This is a genomic window from Micromonospora phaseoli (assembly GCF_900109115.1).
Lineage (GTDB): Bacteria > Actinomycetota > Actinomycetes > Mycobacteriales > Micromonosporaceae > Micromonospora > Micromonospora phaseoli.
The window spans coordinates 181,067-205,841 of record NZ_FNYV01000001.1 but is presented as its reverse complement, the minus strand read 5'-3'; the positions used below and the strand labels follow the sequence as shown (position 1 = coordinate 205,841).

Genomic DNA, 24,775 nt, shown 5'->3' with positions numbered 1-24,775 from the left:
TCAGTGCGGAGGACCGGCGCGGAAGATCGGGACACCCGCGGCACGCGGGCCGTGCACGCGACGCTACCGGAGCCGCTGCGAGACGTGGTGGACGAGTTCGCCGACCACCTCGCCTCGGTTCGCGGCCGATCCGGGCACACCGTGCGGGCATACGTCGCCGATCTCGTCTCCTTGTTGGATCATGCCCGGCGGATGGGCTGCACCGAGGTGGCCGAGCTGAGCCTCGACACGGTGCGCAGCTGGTTGGCCCGGCAGCGGACGATGGGCGCGGCCCGCACCACGCTGGCGCGGCGGGCAGCGGCGGCCCGCACCTTCAGCGCCTGGGCGCACCGGGGTGGACTGCTAACCACCGACGTCGCTGCCACGCTGGCCAGCCCTCGGCCGCAGCGAACGCTGCCCACGGTGCTGCGCGCCGACCAGGCGGCACGGCTCGTCGAGACACCGGCTGCCGAGGCCGCCACCACAGCAACCCCCGCCGCCGATCCGACCGACCCCGGCGGTACAGCGGTGCTGCTACGGGACCGGGTGCTGCTCGAACTGCTCTACGGCACGGGAGTACGGGTCAGCGAGGCGTGCGGGCTCGACCTGGCCGACCTCGACCAGGACCGACGCGTGATCCGCGTATATGGCAAGGGTGGGAAGGAGCGGGCGGTGCCGTACGGGCTGCCCGCCCAGCGGGCCCTCGACGGGTGGCTGCGGCACGGGCGGCCGGTGCTGGCGGTTCCCGAGTCCCGCGATGCGCTGCTGCTCGGCGCCCGGGGCGGCCGGTTACACCCGACGACCGCTCGCCGGATCGTCGGCGGATACGCCGAGGCGGCGGGCCTGCCCAGGACCAGCCCGCACGCGCTGCGCCACTCGGCCGCCACCCACCTGCTCGAAGGTGGCGCGGATCTGCGGGTGGTGCAGGAGTTGCTGGGGCACTCCTCGCTGGCCAGCACGCAGGTCTACACCCACGTCTCGGTCGAACGGCTCCGGGCGGCCTACCGGCAGGCCCACCCCCGAGCTTGACGACCGGTCGGCAGGCGAACCTGGCGGCAGGCGAACCGGGTTACAACGGGTGAGCGGGTGAGCGAGAGCCGTCGGCCGCGCGTCGCCGGCGGCTACGATCTCCGGGTGAGCGTCCCGCCGCCGCCCGAACCGATCACGGGTGCCCGCCTGCTCTTCTCCCTCGACCCGGCGGTCAGTCACCTCAACCACGGCTCGTTCGGCGCGGTGCCGATCGTCGCGCAACGTGCCCAGCAGCGGTTGCGGGATGAGATGGAGGCCGATCCGCTGCGGTTCTTCACCCAGGGGCTCGTCGACCGGATCGGGCACACCCGCCGGCATCTGGCGAGTTTCCTCGGCGCCGACCCCGACGGCACGGCCCTGACCACGAACGCCACCACCGGCGTGGCAGTGGTCCTTCAGTCGCTCGGGTTGCGCCCCGACGACGAGGTGCTCACCACCGACCACGGCTACGGTGCGGTCGATCTGTCGGTACGCCGTGAGTGCCGCCGCACCGGGGCGACGCACCGGGTGCTGCGGGTGCCGCTGGCCGCGACCGACGAGGAGGTGGTGCAGATCGTGCGGGCCGGGCTGCGCCCGGGCCGTACCAGGCTGCTGGTGGTCGACCAGCTCACCTCGGCCACGGCCCGGCTGTTCCCGGTCGCCGCGATCGTCGGCGTGTCCGGAGAGCACGGCATACCGGTGCTGGTCGACGCCGCGCACGCGCCCGGCATGCTGACGGCGTCCGTGCAGAGCATCGGAGCCGACTTCTGGGTGGGCAACCTGCACAAGTGGGGGTACGCCCCGAGGGGCACCGCCGTGCTCGTGGTGGCACCGCAGTGGCGGGAGCGGATCGAGCCGCTGGTGGTCTCCTGGGAACAGGACTCGGGATTTCCCGGCCGCCTGGAGTGGCAGGCCACCGCCGACTACACGTCCTGGCTGAGCGCCCCGGCCGGGCTTTACACGCTGCGCAGCCTCGACGTCGACCGGGTACGCGCGCACAATGCCGCACTGGCCGCGTACGGGCAGCGGATGGTGGGGGACGCGCTCGGCGTGCCGCCGGCCGACCTGCCCGACCCCGGCGGACCGACGGTCGCCATGCGGATAGTTCCGCTGCCGGCGGGCCTGGCCACGACTTTGGCGGGCGCGCGGGCGCTACAGACCCGGATCGCCGAGCGCCTCGCCACCCAGGTCGCGGTCATGGCGTGGCAGGGGCGCGGGTGGTTGCGGGTCTGTGGCCAGGTCTACAACTCGCCCGACGAGTACCAGCGACTCGCCGTCCGGCTGCCGACCCTGCTCGCCCAGGGCTGAGCGGGCCCGCTGCCCCGACGGTGATCTCACCGAGCGGGAGCAGACGTGCCCGGCCGAGGCCGAGCAGGGTCAGCGGGTCGAGGTAGTCGGGCCCCCGGCGCAGCCCCCAGTGCAGGCACGCCGCGGCGGGACAACCCGAATGGCCGGGCAGTAGGACACCCAGAGCCGCACCGGCCGGCACCGCGGTGTCCACCGTGACGGCCGGCTCGACCGGTTCGTAGGTGGTCCGCAATCCGTCGGTGTGGCCCACGGTGATCACCGGCCGGCCGGCGACCATGCCGGCGAACAGGATCGTGCCGGCGCCGGCCGACCGGACCGTCGCGCCGGCCGGGGCGAGCAGGTCGACCCCGCGGTGCCCGGCCAGCCATGGTCGTGGCGGCGGGTCGAACCGGCGTACCGGTTGCGGCACGCCGTCCAACGGCCACCGGAAGCGCCCGACGGTGCCGGCGGTCGGCACGCCGGCCGGGGAGGACGGGGCGGACGACCACGCCCAGACCGGCACCGGCCCCGCCACCGTGGCCGCCGCCAGCGTGGCCGCCGCCAGCAGCACTGCCTGCAGCCGGAACATCATGGCGCCTCGATCCGTGTTCGCATGCTGTGGAGCCTGGCCGGCAGGTCGCCCGCGCACCACCCCGCTCAGCTCGCTTGTGGACAACGCAGCGCCCTGTGGACAGTCCGCGCAAGAAGGGATGATCTGCTATGGGATGCGCGATCCCCTAGGCTCGGGACGTGACGCGGGACTGGTACGCCTGGCACCACCGCTACGAGGATCCGACCTCGTCGTTGTCGCGGCGGCTGGCGGAGGTCCGCCAGCGGATCGCCGACGCGTTGGACGAGGCACCGCCGGGGCCCCTTCGGGCGGTCAGTCTCTGCGCCGGGCAGGGACGCGACCTGATTCCCGTGCTGGCGTCCCACCGGCGGGGCAGGGACGTGCGGGCCCGGCTGGTCGAACTCGATCCGCGCAACGTCGAGCTGGCCCGCGCGGCGGTCCGGGACGCCGGCCTGTCCGGCGTCGAGGTGGTACACGGCGACGCGGCCCGCACCGACGCCTACGCCGGACTGGTGCCGGCCGACCTCGTGTTGGCCTGCGGCATCTTCGGCAACATCTCCGAGGCGCAGGTGCGGGACCTGGTGCGCCATTGCGCGTCGCTCTGCGCCACCGGCGGGACCGTGTTCTGGACCCGACACCGGCAGCCGCCGGATCTGGTTCCGGTGATCTGCGAATGGTTCGCGGCGGTGGACTTCGAGCCGGTCGCGGTGAGCACCCCGGCGGAGGCAGTCGGCGTGGGCGTGCACCGGTTCCTCGGCGCGCCCCGACCGTTGCCGGCCGGCGCGACGATGTTCGAGTTCACCGAAGGCCGGCAGTCCGCCCGACCGAGCTGACCCGACGGGCCTGTGTGGACGGCCGGCGGCGGCGTCCTAGCGCAGTCCCGCCGGGGAGACGTGGCGGCACGGCCGTGGTGTGCCGCCACGGCCCAGCAGGGCATGCGGCGGGTGGGGGTCCGCCGTGGCCGCCCGGCCGGTACGCGGTACGCGGATCAGCCGCCGAAGCCGGAGTCGGCGGGCAGGGAGATGTCGGGCTTCTCCAGCTCCTCGACGTTGACGTCCTTGAACGTCATCACCCGAACGTTCTTGACAAACCGGGCGGGGCGGTACATGTCCCACACCCAGGCGTCGTGCATCTCGACCTCGAAGTAGACCTCGCCGTCGGAGTTGCGCACATGCAGATCGACCTGGTTGGCCAGGTAGAACCGGCGCTCAGTCTCCACCACGTAGGAGAACTGGCGGACGATGTCGCGGTACTCCCGGTAGAGCTGAAGCTCCATCTCGGTCTCGTACTTCTCGAGATCTTCCGCGCTCATCGCACTCCGCCTTCCATGACCACATCTTCCCCCACCGGCGCCGGAGGCCGAGGCTGCTCGCCCAACGCCACGCCGACGGTACCCCCTGCGCCGCCTGAGCGCTCCATCGGCTCGTCCAGGCGTGCGCCGAGCGGTCGCCGCGAACGGGGTGGGCGGCCGTCGAGACCGGAAACGGCGGCCACGTTGACGTAGGAGAACCGGTGCTCCCGGCACGGCCCGCGCTCCCGCAGCGCCGCGCTGTGCTCCGCGGTGACGTACCCCTTGTGGTCGGCGAAACCGTAGCCCGGGTGCTCGGCGTCCAGGTCGACCATGATCCGGTCCCGGACGACCTTGGCCAGTACGCTCGCCGCCGCCACGCAGGCGGCCACCCGGTCGCCCTTCCACACCGCCAGCCCGGGCACGCCGAGTCCGTCGACGCCGAACCCGTCGGTCAACACGTACTCCGGCCGCACGGTCAGCGAGGCCAGCGCCCGCCGCATGGCAGCCAGGTTGCACACGTGCAAACCCCGGGCGTCGACCTCGTCGGCCGGGATGACCACCACGGCGTACGCCAGGGCGCGCGCGACGATCTCGTCGTGGATCCGTTCCCGGCTGGCCGGGGTGAGCAGCTTCGAGTCGGCCAGCCCGTCGATCTCGCCCCGCCGCCCCTCCGGCAGCACCGCGGCGGCAGCCACCAACGGCCCCGCGCAGGCGCCCCGGCCGGCCTCGTCGGCACCGGCCACATGCCGGAAGCCGCGACGCTGTAGCGCCCGCTCCAACGCGTAGAGCCCGGCCTCACGACGTACCACGGTGCGTGGCGGGGTCAGCATGCCGCACCTCCCGGCGCGACCGCCGGGTCGGACAGCAGACGAGCCAGCAACTCCGCGAGATCCGGCGGATAACACCGCTCGGCGGTGCCGGCCAGCTCCTGCCCAGACCACCAGCGGTGCCCGTCGACGCTGCCCCGCTCCACCTCGCTGAAGCCGGCCGTGTCGACCTCGTGCGCCGCCACCCGCACCAGGAAGAACTGCTGCTCCTGCCGGTACCACACGCCGTCGAACGGAAACTCGATCACGTCGGTGTGTACGGGCTCGCCAACCTCGGCCGGACTCAGCCGCAGCCCGGTCTCCTCGGCCAACTCGCGCGTCGCGCCCTGCGCGTACGTCTCACCCGGGTCGAGACCACCGCCGGGGGTGAACCACCAGCGGCCGTGCTCAGGACGGGCCGGGTCGAAGCCTCTGAACAGCAGCAGCCGGCCGGCGGCGTCGACCAGGAGCACGCGAGCGGCGCGCCTCGGGGTGTAGACCGTCACCGCACCAGACTGCCAGACGCCACCGACTTCGCCCACGCCCCGGCTGTCAGGGCGCCGGGATCGCCTCGAACTGCTCCGGCACGGTCAGCAACGTGGCCCGGTCGAACGGCCAGAAGATCGTGAAGGCCCGCCCCACCACGTCCTGCTCGGGGATGGTGGCCGTGTCGATGTTCTGCCCCGACTGCTGGTAGTGCTCCAGCGAGTCGCCGGAGGCGGAGCGGTGGTCACCCATCACCCAGAGCCGCCCCTCGGGCACCTGAACGTCGAACTCCTGGTCCGCCGGCTTGTCCCGTTGACCGTCGATCGAGAAGATGTACGGCTCGTCGAGCGACTTACCATTGATCATCAGGCGGTCCTGGTCGTCGCAGCAGACCACGCGGTCGCCGCCCACGCCGATCACCCGCTTGATGAAGTCCTCCCCCGCGGGGTTGCCGCTCCACTCGACCGGTGCCTTGAAGACGATCACCTCGCCGCGGTGCGGTGACCGGAAGTTGTAGACGAGTTTGTTGACCAACACCCGATCGTCGATCTTGAGAGTGTTCTCCATCGACGGCGAGGGGATGAAGAAGGTCTGCAGTACGAAGGCGCGTACCAGTACCGCGACCACGATCGCCACCCCGAGGAGGATGGGCAGTTCCTTCCAGAACGAATGGCGCGACTTGTCGGTCTGCTCGTCAATCACGGAAGGAGCCTACGTTGCCCGGCTGGACGCCACCGTCCGGAACGCGCGAGAACGGATAGGGCGGCTGTAATCGGGAGAACCAGGACCACACCCCCGTCGGACGTGGGCCGGACCGGGGCGGCCCCACCGGTCGCCGCAGGCGGCGGGGCGACGGTGGCGAAGGTCTCGGGCACCGGCAGCGGATGCCATCGACTCGACGGCCAGACCACCGCGAACGCGCGGCCGACCACGTTGTCGATCGGTACCGTGCCCTGGCAGCGGGCGTCGAAGGAGACCAGCCGGTGGTCGCCGAGGACGAACATCTGGCCGGGCGGCACCACGATCTCCTCGAACCGCCGGGACCGGCACTCCGCCGGATTCGGTGGCAGGTCCAGCGGCGAGTCCCGCAGGACGTACGCCGACTCGTCCAGCGGGGTGCCGTTGACCAGCACCCGACCCTGGTCGTCGCAGCAGCTCACCCGGTCGCCGGGCAACCCGATGACCCGCTTGATGAAGTCCTTCTCGCCGGGGCGTCCGACGCCGAGCAGGTCACCGACGGTGCGGCCGAACCTGTCGACGAAACCCGTGGGCGGTTGTGCGTCGACCTGCGGGGCCCACTGGTCGGTGCCCCGGAAGACCACCACCTCGCCGCGCTCCGGATCTCGCACGTTGTAGACGACCTTGTTCACCACGACCCGGTCACCCACGAGCAGGGTGTCCTCCATCGACCCGGAGGGAATGAAGAACGCCTGGAGCAGGAAGGTGCGGATCAGCACCGCGAGGCAGAAGGCGACGATCAGCAACAGTGGCAGTTCCTGCCAGAGCGGCATCTGCGGCCTGGTGCGCCGGCTTCTCCGGCGCCACGGATCGGCCGCGCCGCTGTCGTCAAGCGCCTGTACCACGCCCACTCCCCGATCCGCAGAAACAACTACCGCCCGGGAGTCTCGTCAAGACTCCCCGGGCGGTAGTGGAGGTCACCCGCCACGTCGGGCGGGTCGCCGCACCGCTACGCCCGTACGACCAGGGTAGTGCGGACCGGCCAGTACGACATACGCGCAGTTCGGGCGGCGTGGCGGAGTGCGAGGTCAGCTCGGCTGCTTCTCGCGGAGCTCCTTGATCTTGGCCTTCTTGCCCCGCAGCTCACGCAGGAAGTAGAGCTTGGCGCGGCGGACGTCACCGCGGACCACGACCTCGATCCGGTCGATCGCCGGGCTGTTGATCGGGTAGGTCCGCTCGACACCGACGCCGAAGCTGAGCTTGCGGACGGTGAAGGTCTCGCGCAGTCCGTCACCCTGGCGGCGGATGACGACGCCCTGGAAGATCTGGACCCGGGACCGGTTGCCCTCGACGACCCGAGCGTGCACCTTGACGGTGTCACCGGCGCGGAAGTCGGGCAGGTCGGTGCGCTTCGACTGGGCGTCAAGGGCGTCCAGGATGTTCATCGCTGTGTCCTCGTGAAGCTCACGGCGCACCGTCACTCGGCGCGCGGGTGGGTGATACTGATCCCCGGATGGTGGCCGGTGGTAACCGACCCCGGTCGGGGACCCTCGCAGCCGTCCGCGGCGCAGACGACTGCGGCAACCCCTCTACTTTGCCACATCCGGTCCGGGCACCTGAAATCCGGCCCGGTCCAGGGCCGCGACATCCCGTTTGTCCAGGCTCGCAGGATCCAGCGCGGCGAGCATGTCGGGCCGGCGCAGACCGGTGCGGGCCAACGCCTCGTCCCGCCGCCAGCGGGCGATCCGCCCGTGGTCGCCCGAGCGGAGCACCTCCGGCACCTCCAGGCCGCGCCACGTCGCCGGCTTCGTGTACATCGGCGCCTCGAGCAGCCCGTGCGCGTGCGACTCCTCGGCCAGCGAGCCGGCGTTGCCGAGCACTCCGGGCAGCAGCCGGGTCACCGCCTCAAGGATCACCAGTACCGCGACCTCGCCGCCGAAGAGCACGTAGTCACCGAGGCTGACCTCGGTGACCGGCATCCGGGCCGCCGCGTGATCGAGGACCCGCTGGTCGATCCCCTCGTACCGGCCGCAGGCGAACACCAGGTGCGGCTCCGCGGCCAGCTCGTACGCCAACGCCTGGGTGAACGGCACGCCGGCCGGGGAGGGGACCAGCAGCCGCGGCGGGGGCAGCTCCCCCGGCGCCAGGGCGTCCAGCGCCTCACCCCAGGGCTCCGGCCGCATCACCATGCCGGGCCCGCCGCCGTACGGGGTGTCGTCGACGGTGCGGTGCACGTCGTGGGTCCAGCTGCGCAGATCGTGTACGGCCATCCGTAGCGTGCCGTTGGCCCGGGCCTTGCCGACCAGCGACAGGTCCAGCGGGGCCAGGTACTCCGGGAAGATCGACACGATGTCGACGCGCATCAGGGGTGCTCCGCAGGCTAGAGGTCGAGCAGGCCGCTGGGCGGGTCCACCACGACACGACCACCGGCGAGATCGACCTCGGAGACGATCGCCTTGACGAACGGGATCAGCGCGGTACGCCCCTCCGGGCGACGCAACACCAGCAGGTCGGAGGCGGGGGCGTGGTCGATCCGGACCACCTCGCCCAACCGCTCGCCGGCCGGGTTGACCACGGCCAGCCCCACCAACTGGTGGTCGTGGAACTCCTCCGGGTCCTCCGGCGGGGCGACATCGGCGCTGTCGACCGTGAGCAGGGTGCCCCGCAGCGCCTCGGCGACGTCACGGTCCAGCACCCCCTCGAAGGCGACCAGCAGCCGGCCCTGGTGCCACCGGGCGGACTCCACGGCCAGCCCCTCCGGCACCTGGAACGGCACCTCCGGGCCCGCTGTCGAGGGCTGCGCACCGCCGCCGGTGGCACCGTTCACCCCCGGCATGGTGCGCAACACCATGCCGGGAGCGAACCGTGTATCGGGCTCGTCGGTACGCACCTCCACGGTGACCTCACCGCGGATGCCGTGCGGCTTGCCGATCCTGCCGACGATGAGCAACATCAGTACGAGTCGACGATGTCGACGCGTACCCCGCGCCCACCGATGGAGCCGATCACCTGGCGCAGCGCCTTGGCGGTCCGGCCGGACCGCCCGATCACGGTGCCCAGGTCCTCGGGATGCACACGGACCTCCAGCCGCTTGCCCCGACGGGAGTCGACCATCCGGACGCGTACGTCATCGGGATGGTCGACGATGCCCTTGACCAGGTGCTCCAACGCCGGCCGCAGCGCCATGTCAGGCCTGCTCGCCAGCGTCCGCGGCGGGCTGCTCCTCGGCCTTCGGAGCCTCGGCGGCCTTCGGGGCCTCCTCAGCCTTCGGAGCCTCGGCCGTCTTGGCGGCCTTCTTCGCCGGCTTGGCCGGAGTGTCGGCCACGCCGGCGGCGGCCTTCGCCTCGGCCTCGTAGGCCGCCTTGCGGTCGGCCCGCTCCGGAGCGACCTTCAGCGGCGGCGGGGCCGGCAGGCCCTTGAACTTCTGCCAGTCACCGGTCAGCTCCAGCAGCCGCTGCACCGCCTCGCTCGGCTGGGCGCCGACGGACAGCCAGTACTGGACCCGCTCCGACTTGACCTCGATAACCGAAGGGTCCTCCTTCGGCTGGTAGATCCCGACGAACTCGATCGCCCGACCGTCGCGCTTGGTGCGCGAGTCGGCGATGACGATGCGGTACTGCGGGTTGCGGATCTTGCCCATCCGCAGGAGCCGGATCTTTACGGCCACGGTTGTTTCGCTCCTGTTGCGATCTCACCGGCCCGGTACGGGCGGTGCACGGGTGAGCGTCAACCGGCACAGTGGGGTTGCGCCGGACGACAGCTCGGGTGGACTGGCGACGCACCCGGGTTAGAGGGCGCCGGGCGCACGCCGGATACCAGCCAATCATTCTGCCAGATCCACCCCGGAACACTCGCACCGGACCGCCTCGGGCCCTCCGGAGCGATCCTGACGTGACGAATGACACACCGGGCTCAGCGGATCGGCGGGCGGTCCCAGCCGTCGGGCATCCGCTCGGGCGTGATCCACTCCGGCGGTGGGTCGAACTCGCACCAGGTGCCGTCGAACGGGAAGACGCCCGCCTCGGCCAGGGCGATCACCCGTTTGCCCTCGGCGCGTACGGCGGCCTCGTCGGTCACCCAGTAGTGCGCCGGGAAGGCGAGCCGCTCGACGAACTCGTCCTCGTCCTTCCACTCCCAGCTGCGGTCCGGCCGGACCCACACATCGAGATCCTGGTCCACGATGTCGACGCCAGCCAGCTCGCCGTCGTCCCAACGGATGCCGGGTTCCTCCAGATTGACGTACCAGCCGATGAAACGCCCCCGCGCGTCGCGGAACCACCAGACCGAGTGCGCCGCGCCGGTGGGCAAAAACTTCAGCAGGGGCGGGCCGTTCCAGCGGCCCTGCGCGAGGCGGTAGGTCGGGGTGAGCCACTCCTGGAACGGCACCCCCCGCATGCCCAGACCCGCCTCGTTGACCTCACCGGCCACCGGCGACCCGTCGGCCAGCCAGAGCAGCAGACCCCGCTCGTCGTCGCTGATCACTCGGGCAGGTCGTACCCAGCCGATCCGCCCTCGCCGCACGTTGCGGTGCACGACCAATCGGCCCGGCTCGAACCTCACGCGCCGACTCTACCGGCGACTCGCGGGCACCGACATCCGTCCGCCGCCACGCCGGTGTTAAGAAGGGGCCCCTGCTCTACCTGAGGCGTTAAGAAGGGGCCCTTCCTTACACCTCAGTAGGCGCGGGCGAGGATGGCGGTGAGGTCTGGCTCGTCCTCGGTGTCGGGCACCGACCCGTCGGCGCGTACCAGGCAGCGCACGGTGACGCCCTGACCGTTGGCCTTGGTCTCGCCGTCGACGCCGACCGCCGACCACGGCACCCGGGCCCAGCCGGTGGTCGCCGCCTCCAGCGCCTCGTCCAGCGTCGTCACCTCGACCGTGCGCGACACGCGGAAGGCGAGCGCCTGGTCGTGCAGGGCCTGCTGGTCGGCGGCGAGGGCGGCGAGGACCGCCTCGACCACGTCCGCCACCGGCGTGGGCGCCTTCGAGCCGTCCGTACGCCGGACCACGACCGCGTTTCCGGCGGCCAGGTCACGGGGGCCCACCTCGACGCGTACCGGGTAGCCACGCAGCTCGGCGTCGACGGCCCGGCGGCCGAAGGCGGTGTCGGTGCGATCGTCGAGCGCGACCCGCACTCCCGCGTCACGCAGCGCGTCGCGCAGCTTGGCCGCCGCCTCGGTGACGCCGTCGCCGTCCTTGACCACCATGACGTACGCCTGCACCGGGGCCAGCCTCGGCGGCACCCGCAGCCCGTTGTCGTCGCCGTGGCACATGATCAGGCCACCGAGCATCCGGGTCGAGGTGCCCCAGGAGGTAGTCCAGGCGTGCTCCCGAGCGCCCTCGGCCGAGGAGTAGCTGATGTCGAACGCCTTGGCGAAGTTCTGCCCGAGTTCGTGGCTGGTGCCGAGCTGGAGGGCCTTGCCGTCGCCCATCATGCCTTCGCAGGTGTAGGTGGCGGTCGCTCCGGCGAAGCGCTCCCGGCTCGTCTTGAGCCCGACCACCACCGGGATGCCGAGCACGTTGACCATCAGGTCCTCGTACGCCTCGTGCAGGATCTTCCGCGCGTAGGCGCGGGCGTCCTCGCGGGTGGCGTGGGCGGTGTGCCCCTCCTGCCAGAGGAACTCGCTGGTACGCAGGAAGATCCGGGGCCGCAGCTCCCAGCGGACCACGTTGGCCCACTGGTTGAGCAGCAGCGGCAGGTCCCGGTAGGAGTCGATCCACTTGGCCATGAACTCGCCGATGACCGTCTCGCTGGTGGGGCGCACCACGATCGGCTCGGCCAGCTGCTTGCCACCACCGTGGGTGACCACCGCCAGCTCGGGCGAGAAGCCCTCGACGTGCTCGGCCTCGCGCTTGAGATAGCTCTCCGGGATGAACAGCGGGAAGTACGCGTTCTCCGCGCCGGCCGCCTTGATCCGGTCGTCCATCTCGGCCTGCATCCGCTCCCAGATGGCATAGCCGGCCGGTCGGATGACCATGGTCCCCCGCACCGGTCCGTTGTCGGCCAGCTTCGCCTTGGCGATGAGGTCCTGGTACCAGCGGGGAAAGTCCTCCGCCCGGGGAGTGAGCACGCGCGCCATGACCGCACATCCTATGCGCCCCGCACCCACCTCCCACGCCCAACCCACCCGCACCCACACCCCCACCGCCGCGTTGATCAAGAGCTTTGCGTCGCCCGGGGGCCGGAACCCGACGCAAACTTCTTGATCAACGCAGCCGAGTGGGTGGGCTCAGGGGAGGGGATGGCCGCGGAGGATGAGGTGGGTGGGGGTGCGCAGGGCGTTGAGGTCCTGGCGGGGGTCTTCGGGGTAGATGGAGAGGTCGGCCAGGCCACCTTCGACCAGCCCGGGGAGGCCCAGCCAGGCGCGGGCGGCCCAGGAGGCGGCGGCGAGGACGTCCACGGTGGACATGCCGGCCTCTTCGTGCAGCAGGAGCATCTCTTCGACGGCGAGACCGTGGTCGATGCCGCCACCGGCGTCGGTGCCGACGTAGATCGGCACGCCGGCCTCGTACGCGGCCCGCACCACCTGCGGGAAGCGGTCGCGCAGGGCGAGCATGTGCTCGGCGTACCCGGGGAACTTCGCCCGGGCCTGGTCGGCGATGTGGCCGAAGGTACGAATGTTGATCATCGTGGGGATCAGCGCGGTGCCCTGCCGGGCCATCAGGTCGATCAGGTCGAGACTGAGCCCGGTGCCGTGCTCGACCGAGTCCACCCCGGCCCGCACCATGATCTCCACGGCCGACTCGCTGAAGGTGTGCACGGCGGCGCGTACCCCGGCGGCGTGCGCGGCGGCCACGGCGGCGGTCATCGTGTCGGCGTCCCAGGCCGGCGCGAGGTCACCGACGCCCCGGTCGATCCAGTCGCCGACCAACTTCACCCAGCCGTTGCCGGCGGCGGCCTGCTCCGCCACGGTCGCCGCCACCTCGGCGGCACCGACCTCCACGCCGATGTCGCGCAGGTACCGCTTGGGTGGCGCCACATGCCGGCCCGCGCGGATCAGCCGGGGCAGGTCGGGTTCGTCGTCCAGTTCCGGGTACGGGAAGGGCGATCCCGCGTCCCGAAGGGCCAGCACACCCGCGTCCCGGTCGACGCGAGCCAGGGCGCGTGCCTGGTCCAGCGAGGTGATCGGTGCGCCGCCCCGGGCGATGCCGATGTGGCAGTGCGCGTCGACCAGACCCGGCAGGATGAAGCCGCCGTCGGCGACCGTCTCCGCGCCGGGCACCGGGTCGAAGGTCACCCGGTCGCCGACCAGCCACAGATCCCGGACCTCGTCGTCCGGCAGGAGCACACCGCGCACATGCAGAGCCATGCGCACAGTCCTACCCGATCACTCCTCGTCGCGCGCGAGAAGCCCCGCCCGCCGCGCGGTCAGCGCCGGCAGATCGACCGAGACCTTCCAGGGCCGCTCGGTGACGAAGAGATCCTCGGTGTGGGTGGCGACCTCGTACTCGCCGGACGGGCTCAACGTGTACTCCGTCAGGGTCATCTTCTCGTGTAGCGGGTCGACGACCCAGTAGGTGTGTACCCCGGCGTGGGCGTAGACCTTGGCCTTGTCGTACAGGTCGCGGAAGGTCGAGGTGGGCGAGATGACCTCGACGGCGAGCAGCGCGTCCTCGACGGGGACGGGCGAACGGTTCGCGTGCTCGCGGCGGATGGCGACCACGTCGGGCCGGGGTTCGTTGCGCCGGTCGATCCGCATCGACAGGTCGATGCTGACCAGGTAGTCGGGTGGGCAGTTCACTCGTAGCGCGAGCAACAGCTCGACACAGAGATCCTGATGCAGGGCGGTCGGCGACGGCACGATCAACCTTCCGTTGACCAGTTCGTACGGAAGGTCCTCCGGCAGGTCGCCGAGGTCGTCGACCGTCCACTCCGACCGCTCGGGCGGGATGGGCAGCATGGGGGCCACGGTCATGACTCCTCCTTCCAGGGGCGGCATCACCCTAAGCGCCGACTGCGCCACCCGCCGTCACCAACACGCTCAGCGGGGCGGCTGGCCGCCCTTGCCGAACTTGTTGAAGTCGATCTTCGGTAGCTTGAAACCGGGCGGCAGACCCTGCCCGGCCGCCAGGTCGTCCGGGTTCATTCCCGGGGGCAGCTGCGGCATCCCGCCCGGGAAGCCGCCCGGCATCCCAGCGCCCGCGCCGGCCCGCGGCCGGTTGCCACCCTTGGTGCCCTTGCGCTTGTTCTTCGGCGACTTGGTCGCCTTGCGCCGACCGCCGGGCATGCCCATCATGCCGCCCATCTGCTTCATCATCTTCTGCGCGTCGGTGAAGCGGTTGAGCAGCTGGTTGACGTCCATCACGGTGACGCCCGAACCGTTGGCGATCCGGGCCCGCCGGGAACCGTTGATGATCTTCGGGTTGGTCCGCTCGGCCGGCGTCATCGACCGGATGATCGCGGTGATCCGGTCGAAGTGCTTGTCGTCCAGGTCGGCGAGCTGGTCCTTGACCTGCCCCATGCCCGGCATCATGGCCAGCACGTTGGCGATCGGCCCCATCCGGCGTACCGCGATGAGCTGGTCGAGGAAGTCCTCCAGGGTGAACTGCTCGCCGCCCATCAGCTTGGCGGTCATCTTCTCCTTCTGATCGGAGTCGAAGGCCGCCTCGGCCTGCTCGATCAGAGTGAGAACGTCGCCCATGCCGAGGATCCGGCTGGCCATCCGGTCGGGGTGGAAGACGTCGAAGTCCTCCAGCTTCTCGCCGGTGGAGGCGAACAGGATCGGCTGCCCGGTCACCTCACGGACCGACAGCGCGGCGCCACCACGGGCGTCGCCGTCGAGCTTGGACAGCACCACGCCGGTGATGCCCACGCCGTCGCGGAATGCCTCGGCGGTACGCACCGCGTCCTGGCCGACCATCGCGTCGATGACGAAGATGACCTCGTCCGGGTCGACCGCGTCCCGGATGTCGGCGGCCTGCTGCATCATCTCCGCGTCGATGCCGAGCCGACCGGCGGTGTCGACGATGACCACGTCCCGGGCGGCCCGCCGGGCGTGCTCGATGGAGGACTTCGCCACCTGTACCGGGTCGCCGACGCCGTTGCCGGGCTCCGGGGCGTACACCTCGACGCCGGCGCGGCCACCGAGCACCTGGAGCTGCCCGACGGCGTTGGGGCGCTGGAGGTCGGCGGCGACCAGCAGCGGCTGGTGGCCCTGGGCCTTGAGCCAGCGGGCCAGCTTGCCGGCGAGGGTGGTCTTGCCGGAGCCCTGGAGGCCGGCGAGCATGATCACCGTCGGCGGCTGCTTGGCGAACTGGAGCCGGCGCCCCTCGCCGCCGAGGACGGCGATCAGCTCCTCGTTTACGATCTTGATGATCTGCTGCGCCGGGTTGAGCGCCTCGGCGACCTCCGCCCCCCGGGAACGCTCCTTGACGTTCGCGATGAAACCCTTGACCACCGGTAGGGCGACGTCGGCCTCCAGCAGCGCGAGACGGATCTCACGCGCCGTGGCGTCGATGTCGGCGTCGGTGAGGCGCCCCTTGCCGCGGAGCTTGGTGAAGATCCCGGAGAGGCGGTCACTCAAGGTGTCAAACACGCGAACATCCCGTTTGTCAGTGTTCCGGCGAGCACGATGCGGCCGGCAGGCACAAGACCGGCCACCCGCAAGGGTAACCGTCCCACCCGGCCGCCGCCTCCTGCCCGCCGGGGGGCAACCAGTCCGGTGAGCCCGCGGAACCATGCGTCGAACGATCAGGAAGCCGCCGACTCCAGCGCCGGCCGCTGCCGGTCGCTGAGGGTGGCGGCCGGTTGTTAAGCGGGGGCCCCTTTACCACCGGAGGCGTTAACAGGGGGCCCTTCCTTACACAGTTCCTTACACAGCGCCCAGGACGGCGGCCTCCAGCCGGGCACGTTCGGGGTCGGAGGGCCACGCGCCGACGAGATAGAAGGCGTCCACCACATCGCCGCCGAGCGTGGCGATCCGGGCCGCCCGGACCTGGGCACCGGCCGCATCCAGCGCGCTGGTCACCCGGTACAGCAGGCCGGCGGCGTCGGCGGCACGCAACTCCAGCAGCACCGCGTCGGTGGCGGCGTCGCGGTGCCAGACCACCCGCGGCTGCGCTCCGGCCCCCCGTGCCGCCAGGGCGCGGCCGCGCAGCCGCTGGGTCACCGAGACATCGCCGCCCACCGCGCGGCGCAGGTCCGCGCTGAGCGCCACCGGATCCGGCGGCAGCCCGTAGCGCGGCTGCACCCGGCACTCGACCAGGGCCCGGCCGTCCACCGTCGAGGCGTCGGCGGCGAGCACCTCCAGCCGGTGCAGCGCCAGGCAACCGGCCACCGTCGCGAGCAGGCCCCGCCGGTCGGCCGCGGCCACCGCCACCCGATCCCCGGTCAGGTGTACGACCGGCAGCGGCCCGGCCACCAGCGCCGGATCCGGGGCCGGCGGCGCGGGTACGTCGCCGGTGTCGAGCGTGGTCCGGACCCGGGTGACCAGTTCGGCGACCAGCCGCCCCTTCCAGTCCGACCAGGCGGCCGGCCCGGTGGCGGCGGCGTCGGCGCGAACCAGCGCGTACAGCAGGTCGAGGGTGGTCACGTCACCGACCGCCTCGGCCACCCGGCCGATGGTGACCGGATCGGCGAGGTCCCGTCGGGTGGCCACCTCGGGCAGCACCAGGTGCAGCCGGACCAGGGTGGCGATCTGCTCCGCCTCCGCCGCCGGCAGGCCGATCCGGGCGGCGATCGCCTCGGCGATCGGGGCGCCCACCTTCGAGTGGTCGCCAGGCAGCCCCTTGCCGATGTCGTGCAGGAAGGCGGCGAGCAGCAGCAGGTCGGGCCGATCCACGTCACGGGTGTGCCGGCTGGCCTCGAAGGCGGTCTGCACCAGGTGCCGGTCGAGGGTGAACCGGTGCACCGGATTGTGCTGGGGCAGGCTGCGCAGCCGGGTCCACTCGGGCAGCCAGCCGTCGATCAGGCCGTACCGGTCGCAGGTCTCCCAGGCCGGGATCAGGCCCGCGCCGGCGCCGAGCAGCGTGGTCAGGGCGGCCCGGGCCTCGGCCGGCCAGGGCGTCGGCAGGGGCGGACAGTACGCGGCCAGCCACTCGCAGGTGGCCCGGGCGATCGGCAGTCCGGTGGCCGCCGCGGCGGCCGCGACCCGCAGCGAGAGGCTGGCGTCGGGGCGGGCGCCGATGGCGGTGCGGGCCAGCACCAACTCGCCGTCGTGCTCGACCACGTCCCGGGCGACCGGACGGCGTACCGGCCGACCGTCGGCGCCGCGGCGGCGTCCGGAACGCAGCCGGTCGGCGGCCCGGAAGGCGTCGTCCAGGGCGTGGCTGACGGTACGGGCGTCCCCGGCGACCCGGCGAAGCAGGGCGTCGCCGTCGCCGTCGCTCAGTGGCGGGGCGGACTCGGGTCGGGGCTGCGGCGTCCCGGACGGTACGGCCTCGGCCCGGCCGGGCGGCGCCTGCCGCAGACCGAGCAGCGCGGCCACCCCGTCGCGTTCCTGGGCGAGCAGCCGGTCGACCCGCCGGCCGACCTGTTGGTGCAGCGCGTCACGGGTGTCCAGCAGCCGGAGGTGCGCGGCGTGGACGGCGGGGCGCAGGGCGTCGGTGATCCCGGCGGTGGCGATGGCCCGCAGGATGCCGACGTCGCGCAGCCCACCGGCCGCCTCCTTGACGTCGCCCTCCAGCAGGAAGGCCAGCTCGCCGTGGGCCTGCCAGCGGGCGCCGGTGCTCTCCCGGAGCGGGCCGAGCTGACGTACGGCCGTGCGCCGCCAGTGGTCGGTGGCGCTGCGGACCAGCGTGTCGGCGAGTTCGGCGTCACCGGCGACGAGTCGGGCGTCGAGCAGTCCGAGAGCGACCTTGACGTCGTCCTGGGCGACCGAGAGCGCCTCGGCGACGGTACGCACCGAGTGGTCCAGCCGCAGCCCGGCATCCCAGATCGGATACCAGAGCGCGGCGGCCATCTCGTCGATCCCGGGCACCCCGGCGTGCACCAGCACCAGGTCGAGGTCGCCGTAGGGGGCGCACTGCCGCCGGCCCAGCCCACCCACCGCGACCAGGGCGACGCCCGGCCGGGCCGGCAGCAGCCGGGCCAGCCAGGCGTCGTACGCCTCCGACCGGGATCGGCGCGCCGTCGCCCCGATCCCGGCCGGTACGCCGATGACCTCGTTGACCAGGAGATCGGCACCACGAATCGGCTCCGAGGCTTCCTTGGCGGTCAACGAGGTCATCGAGGATGTTCCTACAGAGCGTCCAGGCCGCGTTCGCCGGTGCGAACCCGGACGACCTCCTCGACACCGGTCACCCAGACCTTGCCGTCGCCGATCTTGCCCGTCCGGGCGGCTCCGACCACGGCGTCCACGATCTTCTCGACGTCGATCTCGTCGGTGAGCACCTCCACCCGGATCTTGGGCAGGAACTCGACGGTGTACTCGGCACCCCGGTAGACCTCGGTGTGGCCCTTCTGCCGTCCGTAGCCCTGGACCTCACTTACGGTCAGTCCGGCCACGCCCAGCGTGTGCAGGGCCTCCTTGACGGCGTCCAACTGGTGCGGCTTGATGACCGCGGTCACCAGCTTCATGTCCAACCCCTCCATTCCGAGAACGTTAGCCGGCGACCTTTTCGCTTACCGGTTCGGTGGGTTCGGTCTTGGGCGTGGCCGAAGGCGCGATGCCCGCGGCGGCGAACGCACCGCCGCCGCCACCACCCGTCGTGCTGAACTCGTACGCGCTCTCCGCGTGCTCGGCGTTGTCGATACCCTCGACCTCGGCGTCGGCACTGACCCGGAACCCGATGGTCTTCTCGATCGCGAAGCCGATGAGGTAGGCGACCACGAACGAGTAGGCGAGCACGGCGACCGAACCGAGGGCCTGCTTGCCCAGCAGCGTGATGCCGCCGCCGTAGAGCAGACCGTCGTTGCCCTCACCGGCCAGGACCTCCATGGCCAGGAAGCCGATGAGCAGCGAACCGATGATGCCGCCGACCATGTGCACGGCCACCACGTCGAGCGAGTCGTCGTACTTGAGCCGGTACTTCAGGCCGACCGCCAGGGCACAGACGACACCGGCGATGACGCCGAGCGCGATGGCACCGAGCGGCTCCAGGAAAGCGCAGGCCGGCGTGATGGCGACCAGGCCGGCGATGGCACCGGACGCCGCACCGAGGGTGGTGGGCTTGCCGTCGCGGATCTTCTCCACCAGCAGCCAGCCGAGCACCGCGGCGGCGGTGGCGACCTGGGTGTTGATGAAGGCGACCGCGGCGGTGCCGTTGGCCGCGAGCGCCGATCCGGCGTTGAAGCCGAACCAGCCGAACCACAGCAGACCGGCGCCGAGCAGCACCATGGGCAGGTTGTGCGGCTTGAACTTGTCCTTCGGCCAGCTGACCCGCCGGCCGAGCACCAGCGCCAGGGCGAGCGCGGCGGCACCGGCGTTGATGTGCACCGCGGTGCCACCGGCGAAGTCGAGCACGCCCATCTCGAAGATCCAGCCGCCGCCCCAGACCCAGTGCGCGACCGGGAAGTAGACCAGGGTGGCCCACAGGCCGGCGAAGAGCAGCCACGGGCCGAACTTGGCCCGGTCGGCGATCGCACCACTGATCAGCGCGACGGTGATCACGGCGAACATCAACTGGAAGCCGGCGAACAGCAGGTCGGGGATCCCGCCCTCGGTGCCGCTTTCCAACATGCCACGCAGGCCGGCGGCGGAGAGATCACCAGTGATCCCGCCAACGTCCTCACCGAATGCGATGCTGTAGCCGTAGAACACCCACAACAGGCTGACCAGGCCGATCGCGCCGAAGCTCATCATCATCATGTTGAGTACGGACTTGGATCGCGTCATGCCGCCGTAGAACAGCGCCAGGCCGGGCGTCATGAGCAACACCAGCGCGGCAGAAGTCAAAATCCAGGCGGTGGCACCAGAATCTAGCTCCGGCACGCTGCCTCCTCTCAGGTTGTTTTCCCTCCCTCCCGGCATCGCGCAGCATCGCCCGTACGCCGGTTGCGCGGAAGCCTGATTGTCGGCTGTTTCACCCAAGGTCCCCGGCTGGTTTCCGAACCGTGACGGCTTGTTTCCAACGTGTGAAGAAAGTCGCACACATCGGTGACTTGGTGGGGGGCGGATCGGCCATTTGGCGCGGGGTCGCTCCCCCGACGGATCAGCGCAGGGCGTACTCGAGTGCCTGCCGTTCATAATCCAGCAGCCGCAGATCCCGCATCGGTCGGCGCAGATGGCCCTTGTGCACGATCCGCACGAAGGCCGGCTCTCCCGCCGCGGCCATCCGCCGGATGCCCTCCACATGATCGACGATCCGCTTGCGGATGGTCCGGATCAGCCGGTGCCGGTCACGCGGAATCAGCCCGTACGCGTCGGCGAAGAGCCGCAGCCGCCGCGGCCGGTCCGGGTGCTTCCAGCCCAGCGTGATCGAGTCCCGGTCGGAGAAGATCGGCACCCAGGTCCACGCCGCGTACGCCACGTCGTAGATCCGCGCGCCGGGCGAGGCGAGGTCGAAGTCGATCAGACCGAGGGTCCCGTCCGGCCGCCAGATCACGTTGTGCGGGGCCGCGTCGTGATGGCAGACGACCTCGGTGTCCGGCGGTGGCGGGCCGAACGAGCGCCACACCGCGTGCGGCGGCGGGACGAAACCGTACTGGGCGTCGTGGAACATCCGCAGCATGGTGGCGACGGTGACCAGCGCCTCGTCGGTGACCCAGTGCGGGGCCAGCGGGTACTCCCCGCACTCCCCCTCCAGATACGACAGGACCTCCCGGTTGCGCTCGTCCATGCCGAGGGCACGGGGAGCGCCGGTGAACCCGACGTACTCCAGGTGGCGCAGCAGGGCGTGCACCGACGGCGTCCACGGCCCGGCGTTGCGCCGGACCGTGTCACCCACCCGCACCACGGTGCTCACGTTCCCACCGTGCAGGGGAATCTCCTGCGAAGTCACGTACGGTCTCCCGAGGCGCTGCGACGGGTGGCTCGGGTCGCGCCAACCCGCGTACGCGCGATCGTCTCTGGTCACCCGAGGTTACGCGGTCGGACCGGAGGATTCGGTACCCAGCAGCGCGTCGACGAACTGCGCGGGGTCGAACGGCGCCAGATCGTCCGGGCCCTCGCCGAGGCCGACCAGCTTCACCGGGATGCCGAGCTTGCGCTGCACCGCGATCACGATGCCGCCCTTGGCGGTGCCATCGAGCTTGGTCAGCACCACCCCGGTGACGTTGACCACCTCGGTGAAGACGCGGGCCTGCTCCAGGCCGTTCTGGCCGGTGGTGGCGTCGAGCACCAGCAGTGTCTCGTCGATCGGGCCGTGCTTCTCCACCACCCGCTTGACCTTGCCCAGCTCGTCCATCAGGCCGATCTTGTTCTGCAGCCGGCCGGCGGTGTCGACGAGGACGGTGTCGACGCCGGTCTGGATGCCGCGCTTGACCGCGTCGAAGGCGACGCTGGCCGGGTCGGCCCCCTCCGCGCCCCGGACCGTCTCGGCACCGACCCGCCCGGCCCAGGTCTCCAACTGGTCGGCGGCGGCGGCCCGGAAGGTGTCGGCGGCGCCGAGCAGCACGCTGCGTCCGTCGGCGATGAGCACCCGGGCGATCTTGCCGCAGGTGGTGGTCTTCCCCGCGCCGTTGACCCCGACCACGAGCAGCACCGCCGGTACGCCGTCCTTCGGCGCGGTGTGCAGGGAGCGGTCCAGCCCCGGGTCGAGCGCGTTGACCAGCTCGGCGGCGAGCAGGGCGCGCAGCTCGGCGACCGACCGGGTGCCCAGCACCCGGGTGCGCTCCCGCAGCCGGTCGACGATCTCCCTGGTCGCGTCGACGCCCACGTCGGCGGTGATCAGGCTGTCCTCGATCTCCTCCCAGACGTCCTCGTCGAGCCGGTCGCGGCTGAGCAGGCCCAGCAGCCCCTTGCCGAGGACATTCTGCGACCGCGACAGCCGGGAGCGCAGCCGCACCAGCCGGCCGGCGGTCGGCTCGGGCACCTCGACGGTCGGTGTCGGCGCCTCGACGACCGGCGGCTCGACCAGGACACCGGTGGACAGATCCGCCTCCGGCGCCTGCACCGGCGGCCCGGCGAGGTCCTCCTCCGCCCGGGTGTCGACCTCCGTACGCGGCAACGGCGGCTCCGGCCGTCGGCGCAGCCGCGGCACGACCAGCCCGATGCCGCCGAGGATCAGCACACCGAGCAGGGCGAGAGCGATGAGGAGGTATTCCGTCATGCCGGAATCCTGTCAGATGCCGACGACCGCGTCTCAGCCACCGCTGCCGACGCCTGCTCAGGAAGCGACGGTAGTCTCGGCCACAGCCAGCAGTGGTGCGCGGCCGGCAGGGTAGTAAAGGATGAAGCTCTCTCATCTGGAGGTTCTGCATGCCCGCCGAGCTGCTCATCGGCCCCCTGCTGCGCCGGGTCGTCGGCACTCGGGCCACCGTCTGGCTGGAAACCACGGCGCCAGCGGTGGTCACCGTCCGCACGGCCGATGGTGCCACCGGCACCGCGCCCACCTTCAGCGCGTACGACCACCACTACGCGCTGGTGGTGGTCGAGGGACTCACCCCGGACAGCACCACCCGCTACGAGGTGCTGATCGACGACGAGGTGGCCTGGCCGCTGCCGGACAGCCGCTTCCCGCCCAGCGTGATCCGTACCCGCGCCGCCGACGACCGCGACCAGCCGGTCCGGCTGCTCTTCGGTTCCTGCCGGGAGACCACCCAGCACGCCACCACCCGCAAGCTGCCGCCGGACGCGCTCGACGCGTACGCCCGGCGGGTGCTGGCCGACCCCGACCCGGCCGCCCTGCCCGACCTGGTGCTGCTCCTCGGCGACCAGGTCTACGCAGACGAGACCTCGCCGACCGTGAAGCGCCTGCTGCGCCGCCGCCGTCGGCGCCCCGCGGGCGCGCCCAGCGACCAGGTGGTCAGCTTCGACGAGTACACCAAGCTCTATCTGGAGTCGTGGAGTGACCCGGAGATCCGCTGGCTCTTCTCCACCGTGCCGAGCGTGATGATCTTCGACGATCACGAGATCATCGACGACTGGAACACCTCGGCCTCCTGGCGGGCGGAGATGCGCGAGCAACCCTGGTGGGCCGAGCGGATCGCCAGCGGCCTGTCCTCCTACTGGGTGTACCAGCACCTGGGCAACCTCTCCCCGGACGAGATCGCGGCCGACCCGATCTTCGCCAAGGTGAGCACCGCCGAGGACGCCACCGAGGTGCTGCGCGAGTTCGGCGCGCGGGTCGACACCGAGGCCGACCTGGCCCACGACACCGAACGCTGGCGCGCGGTGCAGTACCAGTGGAGCTACGCGCTCGACCTTGGCAGGACCCGGCTGGTGATGCTGGACAGCCGGTGCAGCCGGGTACTGCTGCCGGGCCGGCGGGCCATGCTGCCACCCGGCGAGTGGTCGTGGTTCGTCGACCGCGCCCACGGCAACTACGACCACCTGGTGGTCGGCTCCTCGCTGCCCTGGCTGCTGCCGCCCGGCATCCACCACGTCGAGGCGTGGAACGAGAAGCTGGCCGACTCTTCCCGGCCCTGGGTCGCCGGCCTGGGGGAACGGCTACGCCGCGCGCTCGACCTCGAACACTGGGGCGCGTTCCGCCGCTCGTTCGACGCCCTCGGCGCGCTGTTCGCCCGCATCGGCAGCGGTACCCCCGGCGCGCCCGACGACCGCAAGGGCGCCGGACCGGCGTACCCGCCACCGGCGTCGATCAGCGTGCTCTCCGGCGACGTGCACCATTCGTACGTGGCCCGGGTCCGCTTCGCCGACCCCGCGGTACACACCCCCGTGCACCAGCTCACCTGCTCGCCGATCCACAACCAGGTGCCGGCCGGGATGCGTCCGCTGATGCGGCTCGGCTGGGCGCGCGGGCCGGCCGGGGCGACCCGGGCACTGGCCCGCACCGCCGGGGTGCGCCGTCCCCTGGTGAGGTGGCGCAAGCTGGCCGGGCCGTACTTCGGCAACGCGGTGGCCACGCTCACCCACGCCGGGCGTACGGCCGAGGTGACCATCGAGGGCACCACCAGTGACGGCCACCTCCGTGAGGTGGCCCGGCACCGGCTGACGAAGTGAAAGGAGGGGCCCCTTGTTAACGCCTAGCGTTGTACAGGGGCCCCTTGTTAACACGCTCGGACCCGTTCCGGCGCGTTCCGGCACGTTCCGGCGGGCAATCCACTCGACCGACGTCAGACCCGGGCGCGAGGATGTCCGGCATGACATGGAGAGCGCCGGAGATCACCCGTACCCCTGAGCCCTACGTTGGCGACGAGCGCACCATGCTCGAAGGTTGGCTCGACTACCACCGGCAGACCCTGCTGCTCAAGTGCGCCGGCCTGACCGCCGACCAGCTGCGCGCCGCGACAGTCGAGCCGTCCGGGCTCACCCTGCTCGGGTTGGTGCGGCACATGGCCGAGGTGGAGGCCTGGTGGTTCCGGGAGAACTTCGCCCGCGAGTCGGTCGACTACCCCTACGTCACCGAGGCGAATCCGGACGCCGACTTCGACGTCAGCGACGCCGACGCCGAAACCGACTTCGCCACCTACCACCGGGAGGTGGAGCTGGCCCGGGCCGCCGTCGCCGGCCGATCCCTCGACGAGACGTTCACCGAGGTCGGGTCCAAGGGACGGACGTTCAACCTGCGCTGGGTCTACGTCCACATGATCGAGGAGTACGCCCGGCACAACGGGCACGCCGACCTGATCCGCGAACGCATCGACGGCACGACCGGCGAATGACCGGC

The 24,775-nt window shown here is 71.6% G+C and carries 25 protein-coding genes and 1 pseudogene; 5 read left to right on the top strand and 21 right to left on the bottom strand.

The annotated features are described in order from the left end of the window. The first annotated feature begins 3 nt into the window (after positions 1-3). Both BMY89_RS00970 and BMY89_RS00965 read left to right on the top strand, forming a co-directional pair. Positions 4-1,008, top strand: a complete 1,005-nt coding sequence (locus tag BMY89_RS00970) for a tyrosine recombinase XerC (protein ID WP_092373623.1) — start codon at positions 4-6, stop codon at positions 1,006-1,008. Between the two features lie 105 nt (positions 1,009-1,113). Then, positions 1,114-2,295 carry an aminotransferase class V-fold PLP-dependent enzyme gene (locus BMY89_RS00965; RefSeq protein WP_092375271.1) on the top strand — a complete coding sequence of 394 codons (1,182 nt, stop codon included), beginning with the start codon at positions 1,114-1,116 and terminating at the stop codon, positions 2,293-2,295. On the opposite strand, the gene BMY89_RS00960 is transcribed toward BMY89_RS00965, so the two are convergent. After that, positions 2,183-2,866: a murein hydrolase activator EnvC family protein gene (locus tag BMY89_RS00960; RefSeq protein WP_092373621.1), complete on the bottom strand. Its 684-nt coding sequence runs from the start codon at positions 2,864-2,866 to the stop codon at positions 2,183-2,185. The two genes, BMY89_RS00965 and BMY89_RS00960, sit on opposite strands and share 113 nt — an antisense overlap. 158 nt (positions 2,867-3,024) lie before the next feature. On the opposite strand from BMY89_RS00960, the gene BMY89_RS00955 reads away from it, so the two are divergent. Next, positions 3,025-3,678 carry a class I SAM-dependent methyltransferase gene (locus tag BMY89_RS00955; protein WP_092373619.1) on the top strand — a complete coding sequence of 218 codons (654 nt, stop codon included), beginning with the start codon at positions 3,025-3,027 and terminating at the stop codon, positions 3,676-3,678. Between the two features lie 155 nt (positions 3,679-3,833). Here the strand turns inward: BMY89_RS00955 and BMY89_RS00950 are convergent, their stop codons facing one another. The 20 genes and pseudogenes from BMY89_RS00950 to ftsY all read right to left on the bottom strand — a co-directional run bounded on the left by BMY89_RS00950 (position 3,834) and on the right by ftsY (position 22,255). Continuing rightward, positions 3,834-4,157 carry a DUF2469 domain-containing protein gene (locus BMY89_RS00950; protein ID WP_007075222.1) on the bottom strand — a complete coding sequence of 108 codons (324 nt, stop codon included), beginning with the start codon at positions 4,155-4,157 and terminating at the stop codon, positions 3,834-3,836. Beyond that, complete coding sequence (locus tag BMY89_RS00945) at positions 4,154-4,966, bottom strand: ribonuclease HII (RefSeq protein WP_092373617.1); 813 nt, start codon at positions 4,964-4,966, stop codon at positions 4,154-4,156. Before BMY89_RS00945 ends, BMY89_RS00950 begins: the two co-directional genes overlap by 4 nt. Then, positions 4,960-5,448 (bottom strand): NUDIX hydrolase, encoded by a 489-nt coding sequence (locus BMY89_RS00940; RefSeq protein ID WP_092373615.1) that lies wholly within the window; start codon positions 5,446-5,448, stop codon positions 4,960-4,962. Before BMY89_RS00940 ends, BMY89_RS00945 begins: the two co-directional genes overlap by 7 nt. 46 nt (positions 5,449-5,494) lie before the next feature. Continuing rightward, the gene (lepB, locus tag BMY89_RS00935; RefSeq protein ID WP_092373613.1) at positions 5,495-6,130 is read right to left on the bottom strand and encodes a signal peptidase I; all 636 of its coding nucleotides are present in this window, start codon (positions 6,128-6,130) and stop codon (positions 5,495-5,497) included. 9 nt (positions 6,131-6,139) lie between these two features. Continuing rightward, positions 6,140-7,011, bottom strand: a pseudogene (gene lepB / locus BMY89_RS00930) (signal peptidase I). Positions 7,012-7,194: 183 nt separating this feature from the next. Further along, positions 7,195-7,551, bottom strand: coding sequence for a 50S ribosomal protein L19 (rplS, locus tag BMY89_RS00925; RefSeq protein ID WP_092373611.1), 357 nt, complete (start codon positions 7,549-7,551; stop codon positions 7,195-7,197). A gap of 144 nt (positions 7,552-7,695) precedes the next feature. After that, positions 7,696-8,469 carry a tRNA (guanosine(37)-N1)-methyltransferase TrmD gene (gene trmD, locus BMY89_RS00920; protein WP_092373609.1) on the bottom strand — a complete coding sequence of 258 codons (774 nt, stop codon included), beginning with the start codon at positions 8,467-8,469 and terminating at the stop codon, positions 7,696-7,698. A 17-nt stretch (positions 8,470-8,486) separates the two neighbouring features. Beyond that, positions 8,487-9,056, bottom strand: coding sequence for a ribosome maturation factor RimM (rimM, locus tag BMY89_RS00915; protein WP_175510283.1), 570 nt, complete (start codon positions 9,054-9,056; stop codon positions 8,487-8,489). A gap of 2 nt (positions 9,057-9,058) precedes the next feature. Beyond that, a complete protein-coding gene (locus BMY89_RS00910) occupies positions 9,059-9,292 on the bottom strand; it encodes an RNA-binding protein (protein ID WP_013732101.1) in 234 nt (77 codons plus the stop codon). Between the two features lies 1 nt (position 9,293). After that, positions 9,294-9,773, bottom strand: coding sequence for a 30S ribosomal protein S16 (gene rpsP / locus BMY89_RS00905; RefSeq protein WP_092373605.1), 480 nt, complete (start codon positions 9,771-9,773; stop codon positions 9,294-9,296). 245 nt (positions 9,774-10,018) lie between these two features. Further along, positions 10,019-10,666 carry a ribonuclease FAU-1 family protein gene (locus BMY89_RS00900; RefSeq protein ID WP_092373603.1) on the bottom strand — a complete coding sequence of 216 codons (648 nt, stop codon included), beginning with the start codon at positions 10,664-10,666 and terminating at the stop codon, positions 10,019-10,021. A gap of 113 nt (positions 10,667-10,779) precedes the next feature. Next, on the bottom strand, positions 10,780-12,186 hold the full coding sequence (gene proS / locus BMY89_RS00895; RefSeq protein ID WP_092373601.1) for a proline--tRNA ligase: 1,407 nt from the start codon (positions 12,184-12,186) through the stop codon (positions 10,780-10,782). 150 nt (positions 12,187-12,336) lie between these two features. Then, on the bottom strand, positions 12,337-13,416 hold the full coding sequence (locus BMY89_RS00890) for an amidohydrolase family protein (RefSeq protein ID WP_092373599.1): 1,080 nt from the start codon (positions 13,414-13,416) through the stop codon (positions 12,337-12,339). A gap of 18 nt (positions 13,417-13,434) precedes the next feature. Beyond that, positions 13,435-14,022: a Uma2 family endonuclease gene (locus BMY89_RS00885; RefSeq protein WP_092373597.1), complete on the bottom strand. Its 588-nt coding sequence runs from the start codon at positions 14,020-14,022 to the stop codon at positions 13,435-13,437. 66 nt (positions 14,023-14,088) lie between these two features. After that, positions 14,089-15,642 (bottom strand): signal recognition particle protein, encoded by a 1,554-nt coding sequence (ffh, locus tag BMY89_RS00880; protein ID WP_092373595.1) that lies wholly within the window; start codon positions 15,640-15,642, stop codon positions 14,089-14,091. A gap of 276 nt (positions 15,643-15,918) precedes the next feature. Next, positions 15,919-18,237 (bottom strand): [protein-PII] uridylyltransferase, encoded by a 2,319-nt coding sequence (locus tag BMY89_RS00875; protein WP_372433281.1) that lies wholly within the window; start codon positions 18,235-18,237, stop codon positions 15,919-15,921. A gap of 47 nt (positions 18,238-18,284) precedes the next feature. Continuing rightward, complete coding sequence (locus tag BMY89_RS00870; RefSeq protein WP_170147604.1) at positions 18,285-18,623, bottom strand: P-II family nitrogen regulator; 339 nt, start codon at positions 18,621-18,623, stop codon at positions 18,285-18,287. A 25-nt stretch (positions 18,624-18,648) separates the two neighbouring features. Beyond that, a complete protein-coding gene (locus BMY89_RS00865; protein ID WP_232521053.1) occupies positions 18,649-19,914 on the bottom strand; it encodes an ammonium transporter in 1,266 nt (421 codons plus the stop codon). Between the two features lie 283 nt (positions 19,915-20,197). Continuing rightward, positions 20,198-21,061: an aminoglycoside phosphotransferase family protein gene (locus tag BMY89_RS00860; protein ID WP_175510261.1), complete on the bottom strand. Its 864-nt coding sequence runs from the start codon at positions 21,059-21,061 to the stop codon at positions 20,198-20,200. A gap of 6 nt (positions 21,062-21,067) precedes the next feature. Further along, positions 21,068-22,255, bottom strand: a complete 1,188-nt coding sequence (gene ftsY / locus BMY89_RS00855) for a signal recognition particle-docking protein FtsY (RefSeq protein WP_092373585.1) — start codon at positions 22,253-22,255, stop codon at positions 21,068-21,070. Between the two features lie 149 nt (positions 22,256-22,404). Here ftsY and BMY89_RS00850 point away from each other — a divergent pair, with 149 nt between their 5' ends. Both BMY89_RS00850 and BMY89_RS00845 read left to right on the top strand, forming a co-directional pair. Then, the gene (locus BMY89_RS00850) at positions 22,405-24,108 is read left to right on the top strand and encodes an alkaline phosphatase D family protein (RefSeq protein WP_092373583.1); all 1,704 of its coding nucleotides are present in this window, start codon (positions 22,405-22,407) and stop codon (positions 24,106-24,108) included. A 140-nt stretch (positions 24,109-24,248) separates the two neighbouring features. After that, positions 24,249-24,770: a DinB family protein gene (locus BMY89_RS00845; protein WP_092375268.1), complete on the top strand. Its 522-nt coding sequence runs from the start codon at positions 24,249-24,251 to the stop codon at positions 24,768-24,770. Positions 24,771-24,775: the final 5 nt, after the last annotated feature.

Bases quoted from the DNA above. Each gene is read 5' to 3' on its own strand.
- BMY89_RS00870 (WP_170147604.1), bottom strand. From the start codon at position 18,623: ATGAAGCTGGTGACCGCGGTCATCAAGCCGCACCAGTTGGACGCCGTC.
- BMY89_RS00950 (WP_007075222.1), bottom strand. From the start codon at position 4,157: ATGAGCGCGGAAGATCTCGAGAAGTACGAGACCGAGATGGAGCTTCAG.
- BMY89_RS00845 (WP_092375268.1), top strand. From the start codon at position 24,249: ATGACATGGAGAGCGCCGGAGATCACCCGTACCCCTGAGCCCTACGTT.
- BMY89_RS00865 (WP_232521053.1), bottom strand. From the start codon at position 19,914: ATGACGCCCGGCCTGGCGCTGTTCTACGGCGGCATGACGCGATCCAAG.
- BMY89_RS00850 (WP_092373583.1), top strand. From the start codon at position 22,405: ATGCCCGCCGAGCTGCTCATCGGCCCCCTGCTGCGCCGGGTCGTCGGC.
- BMY89_RS00885 (WP_092373597.1), bottom strand. From the start codon at position 14,022: ATGACCGTGGCCCCCATGCTGCCCATCCCGCCCGAGCGGTCGGAGTGG.
- trmD (WP_092373609.1), bottom strand. From the start codon at position 8,469: ATGCGCGTCGACATCGTGTCGATCTTCCCGGAGTACCTGGCCCCGCTG.
- ftsY (WP_092373585.1), bottom strand. From the start codon at position 22,255: ATGACGGAATACCTCCTCATCGCTCTCGCCCTGCTCGGTGTGCTGATC.
- proS (WP_092373601.1), bottom strand. From the start codon at position 12,186: ATGGCGCGCGTGCTCACTCCCCGGGCGGAGGACTTTCCCCGCTGGTAC.
- BMY89_RS00945 (WP_092373617.1), bottom strand. From the start codon at position 4,966: ATGCTGACCCCGCCACGCACCGTGGTACGTCGTGAGGCCGGGCTCTAC.
- rplS (WP_092373611.1), bottom strand. From the start codon at position 7,551: ATGAACATCCTGGACGCCCTTGACGCCCAGTCGAAGCGCACCGACCTG.
- BMY89_RS00890 (WP_092373599.1), bottom strand. From the start codon at position 13,416: ATGGCTCTGCATGTGCGCGGTGTGCTCCTGCCGGACGACGAGGTCCGG.
- BMY89_RS00960 (WP_092373621.1), bottom strand. From the start codon at position 2,866: ATGATGTTCCGGCTGCAGGCAGTGCTGCTGGCGGCGGCCACGCTGGCG.
- BMY89_RS00910 (WP_013732101.1), bottom strand. From the start codon at position 9,292: ATGGCGCTGCGGCCGGCGTTGGAGCACCTGGTCAAGGGCATCGTCGAC.